The sequence below is a fragment of the Pseudomonas sp. FH4 genome, assembly GCF_000510915.2.
GTDB lineage: Bacteria > Pseudomonadota > Gammaproteobacteria > Pseudomonadales > Pseudomonadaceae > Aquipseudomonas > Aquipseudomonas brenneri.
In genome coordinates this window covers 17,775-29,152 of sequence record NZ_AOHN01000059.1, presented here as the reverse complement: position 1 = coordinate 29,152, position 11,378 = coordinate 17,775, and the positions used below count along the sequence as shown (strand labels likewise).

Sequence of the window (11,378 nt, the reverse complement as noted above, 5' to 3'; positions counted from 1 at the left end):
CCACCACCAGCGGCCAGGTCACCTACAGCGCTTCGCGCACCGACGCCACCGGCCACGCCGATATTGCCTGGGCCGTGATGCACGCCCTGGCCAATGAACCCCTGAACACCAACAAGCGGCGCCGTAGCCGCTACGTCACGAGCGGAAACCATGCCCAAGCAACGACGCAGAAAACCCCGAGCCAACCAGCAGGTGCAACAGCCACAGCCCATGCGGGCGTTCACCTTCGGGGAGCCGGAACAAGTGCTGTCCGGCAACATCGGCGAGTACCTGGGCGTATTTCCCAGCGACGACGGCGAGATCTACAAACCGCCGGTATCCCGGGCGGGCCTCGCCAAGCTGCTACGCGCCAACGCACACCACGGCGCAATCCCCAAGTTCAAGCGCAACTTGCTGTTGCGTGAATTCATCCCGTCCGATGGCTGCAGCACGCAAACCATGGGCCGGGCGGGCCTGGACTACATGGTGTTCGGGGAGGCGTATTTCTACCGCGACAGCAACGCCTTTGGCCATGTCCTGGAGATGCAGCACCTACCGGCGATCAACATGCGGGTGAAAGTAGACGGCGGTTTCAGGATGCTGCTACCCGACAACAAATACATGGACTTCGACCAGGACGAGATCGAGCACGTCCTGGACTACGACGTGGAACAGAACATCTACGGCGTGCCCGACTACCTGGGCGGCCTGCAGGCGCTGTTGCTCAATGAAGCCGCGACCCTGTTCCGCCGGCGCTACTACAGCAACGGCGCGCACGCGGGCTACATCTTCTACACCAACGACCCCGACTTGACCGAGGAAGACGAAGAGAACCTGCGCGCCCAGATCAGCGCCAGCAAGGGCGTGGGCAACTTCCGCTCGATGTTCGTCAACATCCCTAACGGTAAGGAAAACGCGATCCAGATCATCCCCGTGGGGGACTTCCAGGCCAAGGACGAGTTGGAGAAGGTAAAGAACATCACCCGTAACGACGTTATTGCTGCCTGGCGTATGAACCCTGCCCTGGCCGGGATCATCCCGGAAAACAGTGGCGGGTTTGGGGACATTGAGAAGATCGATCGCGTGTACACCAGCAACGAGATCCGGCCCATCTGTCAGTTGTTCAACCAGTTGAATGACACGCTTCGGCAGGACCGACATATCGCCTGGAAAAATCCAGATAACGCAGGGGAAATCGCTGCTTAACCGATTACAAGCAGAGAAAAATACTGCACCACGTGCGAAGATAGTGGCAATTTGGTGCATCCTGGGGAGGGAGTATGAGAGTAACTTGCAAGTGTGGTCACAAAGGCCGGATAGCCTCTCGGGAAGTACTATCAACAGAGTTCGCAAAACTCTACTGCCAATGCCTGGATGCCAAGTGTGGACACAGTTGGGTCGCAAACCTGACGTTTTCCCACACACTCAGCCCGTCTGCACAGACCTTTGACAGGATGCTGATAGATCGCTTGAGAGACATGCCAAGGGCTCAACAGCGTGAGCTTTTTGAACAGCTTGGATCGCAGGCCATCGGATGATGGAGGCCGCCGACATCGCTGCGCCGGCGGATCAGAAATCAATTTTCGACGGACTGATCAGGGTTACTTACCAAGGCTTCGGTCAGCCTGCGCAATTGCTCTTGATCACGTTTGCTCAACTGGCGATAGCAGCCAATCAGGCGCACTTCAATTTGCGAAAGCTCATGCCGCGCAGATGCAGCCATTTCAACGTAACCACCATCGGCGTTCTTGCGATCCAACATGCTTACCACTCCATAAAATGCATTGCTGATGCAGTGATATGGGGGCAAGCCGATGGCCAGGCAGATACCGCTAGTTCAATTCGATCCTTTGACAGCCTCGTCTGCCATGGCCTTAACAAATCGCCGAATGGCTCTTTGATCATCCGAAGGGATGCTTCGGTACTGCTGAACGATGCTGTCTTCAACCTCATTCAACGAATCCAGCGCCAACGTACTACGTCGCCCAGTGAGGATGTAAGGCACATCAAAATCGAATTGAGCAGCGACCTTACTCAGGTACGAGGCCGTGGCGTCACTGGATCCGGCCTCATAGTTCGCTTGTGTTCGTTTCGCAATCCCCAGCGCTTCCGCGACCTGGTTCTGTGTCATGCCGCATCGCTTCCGTTCTTCTTGCAGCCGGGAACCGATCTCTTCAGAAAGATGCACTTTTTTTCATCCTTACTATTTACAAGTGCACTTAAGTGCATCATTGTGCATCTCACACCACATGAAATTGCACGGATCTGCACTATGCCGAACTCAAGCGTTACCGAGCAAGCCCGTAAAGAAGCACGGGAAGCATTAGAAAAACGGGGCCAGTCAGCCAAAGACTTCGCCAGCCAACATCAACTGAACCCCAGCACCGTCTATGCGGTCTTGAGCGGCCAAAGCCTGTGCCGACGTGGTGAGGCACATCGCGCCGCCGTGTTGCTCGGCATCAAAGACGGCGTGATCGCACAGTAATGGTCAGCGTATTGAGGGAACAGCAGAAGATGGATAGTCAGGTTCTAAAAACACGCCGTGAAGTAGTCAGTGCAATTATTTGCACCTTTGAAGGGGGACGCGAATGCGCTGCCGCCCGAATCGGTTTACCACTCAAAAAGTTTGATAACCACGCCTATGAGAACAACAACTGCCGTCCTTTGACAGACTCCCAGATCTTCCAACTGGAGCAAGTTACCGGCACCCAACACTTGGCCAACTACGTGGCGGCAATGTACGGCGGCATGTTCGTTCCTGTCACCAGCCCCGAGAACCTGGATAACGTGGAGATGTACGCACGATCTGTACAGAGTGCCGCCAAACGGGGAACGGTCGATCAGATCATTGCTCAGGCGCTTGATGATGGCGTGATTACCGAGGCCGAGGCCCAGGCAATACAGAACGCTCACACCCTGCACTTGGCTGCACGGACTGCCGAAGTCTATGCCGCCATCGACCTCTACCGCGCCAAGTCGGGGAAAACCATATGAACGCTCAGACCAATACCCTGGACTATCAGGAATGCATGCAAAACGCTGCACTGGCCTTCCTTGAGCGCCATCAAGCTGAACACCTGGGCGACCTATCTGCGCTTTTCAACCGCACCATCAATCACCTGGTGAGCAGCTTCGACGTGGCGGAATCGCTTGCAATCAAATTGACTTCGCTTGCCCACATCGAGCTGGTGGAAATTGCCTTCCGCCAGCGCCTTGATCTGGATTACAGCAGTGACACCGTTGTGGTGATCAAGGATCCGATCAAGGGACTGTGCTGGTCCGTACCCGTCAGCCTGATCTACGAACGCATCTTGAACGCCCCTGACAACGTGCGTTTGCGCTCCACGAACCCGTAACACCCGCCCCCAATCAATCGCCGGTCCCACATCCCGTGGGTATGGGTGAGCTGCGCCCGAAAACGAGGTTTAAAGATGGCAAACGCCGTAATTGTCACCACTCAACTGCCCCCCGCAGAGGCCGAAGCGTTATTGGCGGCCCTGCGCGAACAGTATCGCTTGAGCCTCAACGAGCATTGGTACGCCGACCAGTTTCGCCTTGTTGCAGACGGCCAGCGCCACGGCGCAATTCTCGCCCACGTCCCGGTAATGGCTGCGCAAAAACGCCTTATGGCAGCCCTGTCCCACAGCCTTAAAGCAGTGAAGTAACCCATGAAAGAAGATCTTCGCCACGACGTGCTGCAGCGCCTCCAATCTGACTTCGGGCTCAAGCACCGCGTGGGCACCGACTACATGCGCGGCGGCACCTGCCCCAAGTGCAAAAAGAAAGAGCTGTATTCCCGGTTTGATACGCCCTGGATGGTGATTTGTGGTCGCCCTGAGAAGTGTGGCCACACCCTGCACGTAAAAGAGCTGTACGACGATCTGTTTGAAGATTGGAGCAAGCGAGCGCCGGCAACAGACCAGCACCCCAACGCGACGGCACGCGCTTACCTGGAGTTCGCCCGGGGCTTTCGGTTTGAGCTGATCCAAGGCTGGTTCACCCAGGAAACCTTCTACTCTGCTGAACACAACGCCGGCAGCGCCACTGTGCGCTTCGCACTGGAGAAAGGCGGCTGGTGGGAACGCCTGATTGATCAGCCCCACCGCTTCGGCAAGATGAAAGCCCGCTTTAAATCCAAGGACAGTTATCGCGGCGTCTGGTGGTGCCCGCCTTGCGTAGACCTTCTTGAGGCCAAGGAAATCTGGATTGTCGAAGGGATCTTCGACGCCATCGCCCTGGTGCATAACGACATCGCAGCTGTCTCGGCCATGTCTTCCAATGCGTTCCCTGGCGATTCGCTCAAGGCCCTGATTAAGGCCCGCGAGGGATTGAAGCTGCCCAAGCTGGTTTGGGCGCTTGATAACGAACCCAGCGCCAACGCATACACCCGGCGCTGGGTGCGCGAAGCCCGAGCCCTAGGTTTCGTCTGCGAGTCTGCACAAATCCCCCAACGCGACGGCCGCAAGGCTGATTGGAACGACCTACATCAGCGGTGGACCTTCATCCAGGACGATACCAAGCGTGCCGACCAGATCGCTACCGACCTCAAGCAAGCCCGTCACCAGGGAGCCTTGCTGCTAGCAGAAAGCGCAGCGGAAAAAGCGTTGCTCATGTACGACTGGAACAAGCGAGGTGAATTTCACCTGGGCTTTGGTAGCCGTCTGTATTGGTTCAAGTTGGACATGGAGAAGTTCAACCGAGCCATGTCCGACATCGAGGACAGCGAGAACCACGACGACCAGTTGCTCAACCAGGCGCAACAACGCGAAAAGGCGCTGCAGCAGTCGGGCAGTGTTGTGGAGATTGCCAACTGCTACCCACAAGCCCTGTACTTCCAGCGTAACGAGGTAACGGACGAATCCTGGTACTACCTGCGCGTGGACTTCCCACACGACTCCGAAAGCGTGAAAAACACCTTCACCAGCGGCCAGCTGTCGGCCGCAAGCGAATTCAAAAAGCGGCTTCTCGGCATGGCAGCGGGTGCAATGTTTACCGGCAGTGGCCAGCAGCTCGACAAGCTCATGAAGGACCAACTGTTCGGTATCAAAACCGTTTCAACCATCGACTACGTGGGCTACAGCAAGGAATACGCCTGCTACGTATATGGCGATATCGCGATCAAGGACGGCACCACCTACAAGGTCAACAGCGAAGACTATTTCGAGTTCGGCAAGCTGCGCCTTAAGACGCTGCAGAAAGGCGTCCCCATCAAGCTGCAACGCGAAGCAAAGGGCTTCGACGAGAAGTGGGTGCAGTTGCTGTGGACCTGCTTCGGTGCCCAGGGATTCGTCGCCCTGGTGTTCTTTTTCGGCTCGCTGTTCTGCGAACAGATCCGCGCTCGCTACCAGTCGTTCCCATTCCTGGAAGCCACTGGTGAAGCCGGCGCCGGCAAAACAACCCTGTTGAACCTCCTCTGGAAACTACTCGGCCGCGAAGGCTACGAAGGATTTGACCCTATGAAATCTACTAAGGCCGGGCGTTCTCGTTTAATGGGCCAGGTCTCCGGCATGCCGGTGGTATTCCTGGAAGCTGATCGCCACAGCGACGATCGAGCGCACGCTAAGACCTTTGAATGGGACGAGCTGAAAGACTTCTTCGGCGGCGGCACCCTGGCCACGAAAGGAGTCAAGACGGCAGGTAACGAGACGTACGAGCCGCCATTCAGGGGAACTATTGCTATCAGCCAGAACGCTGCCGTGGTTGCCCACGAAGCGATCATGACGCGGATTGTGAAGCTGCATTTTGTGCGCCCGACCGTCACGCCGGAAAGCCGTGCTGCAGCTGATCAGTTGAACGCACTGGATGGTGGCACCCTCAGCCACTTCCTATTGCGGGCCGTGGGTAAAGAGTCCGCGGTGCTTGAGTTATTCGCTCAGCGCATGCCCGAACACGAAGCAAAGCTGCGCCGACTACACACCCATTGCTTTGCCTGCTGTGCCGCGTATGCCAGCGATCAGGGCAACTGCAGCAGCTGCGGTTACGACCTGCGCGGATACATCCGTGTTGAGCGAATCAGCAAAAACCACGCGCAAATGCTCTCTCTACTGGACGGCCTTCGCCTCGTTCTGAAACTCAGTGATCCCCAGGTGGCCGCCACTCAGCGACAGATCGTACGGATGGCCATCGAACGCCAAGCCTCGATCAGCTCCGACCATGCTGCCGTAGCCGAGTTTTGGGAGGTTTACGACTACCTCGAGTCCTTGAGTGAGGATCCTGTGGTTGACCACAGCAGCGATCCGACCGTGATCGCAATCAACCTCAATGAATTCTGCGAGCGCGCCGCCGAACACAAACAGAAGTTGGCCGACGTGGCCACGTTGCGCGACCTGCTCAAAGAATCCCGCTCCCACAAGTTTCTGGATAGCAACAAGGCCGTTCACAGCGCTGTACGTGCTGCGTTCAACAGCCGAAATCCCTGTTCACAACCCCGGCCGACGACAGTGAAGTGCTGGACATTCAAGGCGTAAAGGAGAGCAAGACCGATGCAAATCCAAGTATTTATGGGCAGTGCCGGCGACGGCAAAACAAGCAAGCTGCAGTCAGTGCAAGACCGTTTGGACTTCACAGGGCAAAGCGCGCCAGTCATCCAGGCAGGTGCTTATGGGGAGGATGGTTTGCTGAAAATCCTAGAAGTACGGGCAGCAGGTGGCCAGCGTGAAATCCTGGTGGACGACTGCAGCAGGCAACAGATTTTGAGGGTATTGGAATGGCAGTCATGTGTTGAACATGAGCCAGATTTTGACGACCTGGTGATTCACCTGGCCCGTAAGGACTGACCTTATAAGAAACAGTGTCGAGGAGTTGCAGCTCCTCGACACCTAACCACCACCGAGGGCTATACCATGCAAGCACAGAACCAAAGCAGCAGCGGCACGAAGGCTACCACACCGGCGCGGCACCTGGTGGCCACCGCGATTATCGGCGCGGCCGTCATTGGATACCTGGTACACAAAACCCCTGAATCACGAACGCGCCTCGAAAGCCTGAGCCAGATGGCCAGCACCCTGGGCGAACTGAGCGAAACGGACGCAGCCGTGATTGCTCAACTGCTGGCCAACCCCGCAACCCGGGGAGAATCGCGCCATGTCTAACTGCACCCCTGCCACGTCATCACGACGCTTTCCCTGGAACATTGACTACACCAGCGTTTGCGACCAATGCGGTAAGTGGCGCGCCCAGGGCAACCATCTGAAATGCAGCCGGCGACGCCAGTTGCAGAATGCTCATTTACGTAACCACAAGCCGAAACGGTAAGCCGCGTCCACCAGAAGATGCGCTACCAGATACTTGGCCCGGAAACGGGCCTTTTTGTTTCCGATCGTCAGACTGTCGATACACGAGCACAGCGTTAGGGGTTTACATGAGTGGGGTCGAAGCTCGCGGGAAATCCGTGAGAATCTATTTTCAATACAACGGGGAAAAATGCCGAGAAGCAATCCCGGGGGGCAACACCCCTGCCATCGTGGCCCAGGGAAAGCGCTTGGTCGAAATCATCGAATACGAAATCCAGGCTGGCACGTTCGATTACGCCCGGCACTTCCCCAACTCGGCCAAGCTGGTCGAAAACACCTTCGGGCATTACCTGGACCTATGGTTAAAGATCAAGGCCAACAGCGTGGCTGCATCGAGCTATCGAGGTTATGCCAACAAAGCAGAAGTTCATGTACGTCCACGGTGGGGAAAGGTACAGATCCACAACATCGATCACCTGGACCTGCAGGAGTGGATCCAGGGAACACTGTCTAAAACGCTCAAAAACAAGACCATCCGCGACATCATCAGCAATGTTCGCCAGGTGTTCAGGCTGTATCGCACTAGGATGAAAGTGGCGCACGACCCAACCGAGGGTTTAATGGTGCGGCTACCAGATCCCGAGGCACCCGACCCGTTTACCAGGGCCGAAATCAAACAGATCCTGGAAACCTACACCAACCGTACACAAGAGCTGTTAATGGTCCAGTTCATGATTTGGGCCGGCCCCCGGGTATCAGAGACCATCGCCCTTGCTTGGGAGGATATCGACCTAGAGCAAGGCACGGTGACGTTCCGCCGGTCAAAGGTGCGCGGTGCGTATCGGGTGACTAAGACCCGGCGGTCGACGCGCAAGGTTCGCCTACTTGCCCCCGCATGGGATGCTCTGCAGAAGCTCGACGCATTGAACCGAAATAGGAAGGTGGAAACCGTTGATATCGTCGAGCGGGACAACAAGACGGTTCGGAAGCACAAACTGCACTTTGTTTTTTTGAACACTAAAAGCGGCCTGCCACACGCCAACGACTTTGTCGTGCGTGACCGATTTTTTAAGGCTCATCTGCTCGCGGCTGGGGTTCGCTACCGTGGACCAGGTCAATGCCGGCACACGTACGCTAGCCAGTTACTGACCACGGGCATTGCCTCAATTGATTGGATCGCCGAGCAGATGGGACACACCAACGGCAACATGATCCGCCAGCACTATGGGACGTGGATCAATGAGGACGGGCCGGACGTGGTGGGAATGCTGCAGCTGGCACTTAAACTTTAACCAGCTATGGATGCGTTGGTACACCAGACCTAAGGGAAGTGGTTCATCAGCTCACAAAAAAAGCCCCCATACTTGCCTTCGGTATGGGGGCCGTTTTCATGTAAAGCTTTATTGGAAACAGATCGCTCGCATCACTTATTTTCTGTTACATCCAGAGCCATACACCGCCAACTGCGATAAGAATCGCTGAAACAATAATTACGATAACTGAACCACGCTTTCCGCCTTTCAGCGTCTCTCCGATGCCTGCGTCCATAATTAAATGCCGGATACCTGCCACCAGGTGGTAGATCAGTGCCGAATAAAGCACCCACACGATCAGTTTGCCAATCGGCGACAACAAAATGCCTTGTATCTCGTTGAAACCTTCCTCTGAGCTCAATGATTTACCCAGCACGTACAGCACCGCGAAAAGACACAGGAATAACAGTATTCCGGAAAGTCGATGCAGGATCGAGGTCAGCGCCGTTACGGGGTACTTCATAGACCTCAGGTCGAGATTGACTGGCCGCTTCTTGTTCATCTTCACTCCAAATTTCTAATATCACGTCAGGCTCATCGGCTGACCGCACGGTGGTTTGGCTACGGTTAAAGGCATGCCAGGTACAGATTCTAAACTAAACCACTTGGACCAGTTTAGCTTTTGATACGTGCACGACGACCGATGATCTAATATAGGAAAATTTTTCAACGAGACGGTTAATGCGAACCAAATCCGAGGCGCGGCGAAATGCGATCCTCATGGCCGCTGGGCAGATCTTTCACGATCAGAGTTTTGACGGGGCCTCGATGGCCCAGATTGCGCAGAGTCTTGGCTGCTCTAAAGCCACTCTCTACTCTTATTTTGAATCGAAGGAAGTGTTGTTTTACGAGGTGCTGATGAGCGCGGCGAGTGCTCAGATGCACGACACTTTTGCAGCGATGGAGAGTTCATCACTACCAATTGGTGAAGCACTCCAAGCAATGGGGGAGCAGGTGATATCTCTGCTTTATTCAGAGGAAGTAATGGCTGTGCGTCGGCTGTTGCTGTCTGCTGCCGGCCGAAAAGCGGATTTGGGCAGAGCCTGCTACGACGCCGGTCCTGCACAATTCTTGGAAGCCATGTCTGCCCTGCTTAAACAGTATATGGATGAAGGAAAACTTCGGGCAGCAAATCCGCGAGTGGCAGCTCTCCATCTACGGGCTCTCCTGGAGTCGGAGTGGCTTGACCTGTTTTTGTTTTCCACTATGCAGGGTTTTGATCAAGCGTTTTGTAAAGAAACCGCGACCAGAGCTACAGAGACTTTCCTAGCAGCCTACGGCGTCGTCTAGGAGCGGGGGGAAATCTCGGCCCTGTGTAGACACCTTATAACGCCAATATTCGAAGTTTCGAGTTCCCCATCGAGTCCAGAGTGGACACAGGAGACTGCCGCTGGTGCCCCTCGTCAGTCTTCACTTAAGCGCACCAAAACAGAGCATCTGTCCCAGATCTGTCCCATATGGGCCTTTTTCGGACGCCAAAAACCACAAACCCCCGACTTTCTCTAGGAAAATCAGGGGTTTGCGTTTTCATAATGTGGCGGTGAAGGAGAGATTCGAACTCTCGATACAGTTTCCTGTATACACACTTTCCAGGCGTGCTCCTTAAGCCACTCGGACACTTCACCGTATCTCGTCAAACTGATTCAGTCTGTCGAGGCGCGCTAATGTAGTCGAAAGCTTTTCTGATGGCAAAGGTTTTTTTCAGAATTTTCATGCGCTTAGCCAATTATCTCGACGTGCGTCGCTCTGGCACGGCGTGGAGGGCGGCGATTCTGCCATTCTCAAGGCGCGATGGCACGGGTCGATGGCAGCCGCCATGCCCTGCTGTAGCCTGCTTCAGGCCGGGTGTAGGGGAAAAGTCTGACCGCCCAGTCAGTCACGGCGCTTTACCGGGGCGGCCATGCTGGGTAACGTCTGCGGCCTGCCCTTCTATTAAACGTATTACAAGGAATCGCGTCATGAGTGAGTTGATTGCCTACCACCTCGAAGACGGTATCGCGACCCTGACCTTGAGCAACGGTAAGGTCAATGCCATTTCCCCTGCCGTGGTCAGTGCGTTTAATGAAGCGCTGGACCAGGCCGAGAAGGATCGGGCGGTGGTGATTATCACCGGTACGCCGGGAATTCTGTCCGGTGGTTATGATTTGAAAGTGATGACGGCCGGCCCTAAAGAGGCAGTCAGCCTGGTGACGTCGGGCTCGACCCTGGCGCGCCGTCTGTTGTCGCACCCGTTCCCGGTGATTGTGGCGTGCCCTGGGCATGCGGTGGCCAAGGGGGCGTTCCTGCTGTTGTCGGCCGATTACCGGATTGGTGTCGAGGGGCCGTTCAGTATTGGCCTGAATGAAGTGATGATCGGCATGACCATGCACCATGCCGGGATCGAGTTGGCGCGTGATCGCCTGCGCAAGTCGGCGTTTCATCGTTCGGTGATCAACGCCGAGATGTTCACCCCACAAGATGCCTTGAGTGCCGGTTTCCTCGACAAGGTGGTGGCACCTGAAGCGTTGCAGGCGGCGGCCCTGGAAGCGGCGCGGCAGTTGAAGAAGATCAATATGAACGCCCATAAGCACACCAAGCTGAAGGTGCGCAAAGCACTGCTGGAGCTGCTGGATAACGCGATCATCCAGGATCAGGAGCACTTGGGTTAACCACCCACGCCCCGCTCAATAAAAAAGCCCGACCTCGCGTCGGGCTTTTTCTTACACGGCATTTTGAATGGCCTTGCAGCCGCTCTAGATAGCATCTGTCGCCATCTGTTGAAACATGCACTTAAACATCGGCCATCTCCTACCTCTACTGGGGTAATTGCCGAATACAGTGCACGTCCGTACACTGCGCCACCTTTTGTCCCGAT

General features: G+C 55.7%; 15 protein-coding genes, 1 tRNA gene and 1 pseudogene. 13 read left to right on the top strand and 4 right to left on the bottom strand.

The window, feature by feature from the left end:
* From H097_RS28980 to H097_RS28080, 3 genes and pseudogenes are all read left to right on the top strand, one after another.
* Nucleotides 1-404 (top strand): annotated as a pseudogene (locus H097_RS28980) (terminase); the annotation flags it as partial.
* Nucleotides 301-1,185, top strand: coding sequence for a phage portal protein (locus tag H097_RS26820; protein ID WP_241495446.1), 885 nt, complete (start codon nt 301-303; stop codon nt 1,183-1,185). The pseudogene H097_RS28980 and the gene H097_RS26820, both read left to right, overlap by 104 nt.
* A 74-nt stretch (nt 1,186-1,259) precedes the next feature.
* On the top strand, nt 1,260-1,517 hold the full coding sequence (locus tag H097_RS28080; RefSeq protein ID WP_082445680.1) for an ogr/Delta-like zinc finger family protein: 258 nt from the start codon (nt 1,260-1,262) through the stop codon (nt 1,515-1,517).
* 38 nt (nt 1,518-1,555) lie between these two features.
* Here H097_RS28080 and H097_RS26815 read toward each other — a convergent pair whose 3' ends face one another.
* Nucleotides 1,556-1,741 (bottom strand): hypothetical protein, encoded by a 186-nt coding sequence (locus H097_RS26815; RefSeq protein WP_032863646.1) that lies wholly within the window; start codon nt 1,739-1,741, stop codon nt 1,556-1,558.
* Nucleotides 1,742-1,816: 75 nt separating this feature from the next.
* Nucleotides 1,817-2,110, bottom strand: coding sequence for a helix-turn-helix transcriptional regulator (locus tag H097_RS26810; protein WP_050593458.1), 294 nt, complete (start codon nt 2,108-2,110; stop codon nt 1,817-1,819).
* Between the two features lie 141 nt (nt 2,111-2,251).
* On the opposite strand from H097_RS26810, the gene H097_RS26805 reads away from it, so the two are divergent.
* The 8 genes from H097_RS26805 (at nt 2,252) to H097_RS26770 (ending at nt 8,503) form a co-directional block, all read left to right on the top strand.
* Entirely contained in the window at nt 2,252-2,464 is a 213-nt protein-coding gene (locus H097_RS26805; RefSeq protein ID WP_032863642.1) for a hypothetical protein, read from the top strand.
* 29 nt (nt 2,465-2,493) lie between these two features.
* Nucleotides 2,494-2,973, top strand: a complete 480-nt coding sequence (locus tag H097_RS26800; protein WP_272487648.1) for a YmfL family putative regulatory protein — start codon at nt 2,494-2,496, stop codon at nt 2,971-2,973.
* A complete protein-coding gene (locus H097_RS26795; protein ID WP_032863639.1) occupies nt 2,970-3,335 on the top strand; it encodes a hypothetical protein in 366 nt (121 codons plus the stop codon). Before H097_RS26800 ends, H097_RS26795 begins: the two co-directional genes overlap by 4 nt.
* A 75-nt stretch (nt 3,336-3,410) precedes the next feature.
* Complete coding sequence (locus H097_RS26790; protein ID WP_032863637.1) at nt 3,411-3,644, top strand: hypothetical protein; 234 nt, start codon at nt 3,411-3,413, stop codon at nt 3,642-3,644.
* A gap of 3 nt (nt 3,645-3,647) precedes the next feature.
* Nucleotides 3,648-6,446, top strand: a complete 2,799-nt coding sequence (locus H097_RS26785; RefSeq protein ID WP_032863635.1) for a toprim domain-containing protein — start codon at nt 3,648-3,650, stop codon at nt 6,444-6,446.
* A 15-nt stretch (nt 6,447-6,461) separates the two neighbouring features.
* A complete protein-coding gene (locus tag H097_RS26780) occupies nt 6,462-6,755 on the top strand; it encodes a hypothetical protein (RefSeq protein WP_032863633.1) in 294 nt (97 codons plus the stop codon).
* Nucleotides 6,756-6,821: 66 nt separating this feature from the next.
* Nucleotides 6,822-7,070: a hypothetical protein gene (locus H097_RS26775; RefSeq protein WP_032863631.1), complete on the top strand. Its 249-nt coding sequence runs from the start codon at nt 6,822-6,824 to the stop codon at nt 7,068-7,070.
* Nucleotides 7,071-7,339: 269 nt separating this feature from the next.
* Nucleotides 7,340-8,503, top strand: coding sequence for a tyrosine-type recombinase/integrase (locus H097_RS26770; RefSeq protein ID WP_032863629.1), 1,164 nt, complete (start codon nt 7,340-7,342; stop codon nt 8,501-8,503).
* 145 nt (nt 8,504-8,648) lie between these two features.
* On the opposite strand, the gene sdhC is transcribed toward H097_RS26770, so the two are convergent.
* On the bottom strand, nt 8,649-9,026 hold the full coding sequence (sdhC, locus tag H097_RS26765; protein WP_032863627.1) for a succinate dehydrogenase, cytochrome b556 subunit: 378 nt from the start codon (nt 9,024-9,026) through the stop codon (nt 8,649-8,651).
* 179 nt (nt 9,027-9,205) lie between these two features.
* On the opposite strand from sdhC, the gene H097_RS26760 reads away from it, so the two are divergent.
* Nucleotides 9,206-9,814 carry a TetR/AcrR family transcriptional regulator gene (locus H097_RS26760; protein WP_032863625.1) on the top strand — a complete coding sequence of 203 codons (609 nt, stop codon included), beginning with the start codon at nt 9,206-9,208 and terminating at the stop codon, nt 9,812-9,814.
* Between the two features lie 245 nt (nt 9,815-10,059).
* Here H097_RS26760 and H097_RS26755 read toward each other — a convergent pair.
* Nucleotides 10,060-10,149: transfer RNA gene (locus H097_RS26755), tRNA-Ser, on the bottom strand.
* A gap of 333 nt (nt 10,150-10,482) precedes the next feature.
* Between H097_RS26755 and H097_RS26750 the strand changes: the two genes are divergently transcribed.
* Nucleotides 10,483-11,172, top strand: coding sequence for a crotonase/enoyl-CoA hydratase family protein (locus H097_RS26750; protein ID WP_032863624.1), 690 nt, complete (start codon nt 10,483-10,485; stop codon nt 11,170-11,172).
* Nucleotides 11,173-11,378 lie beyond the last annotated feature (206 nt).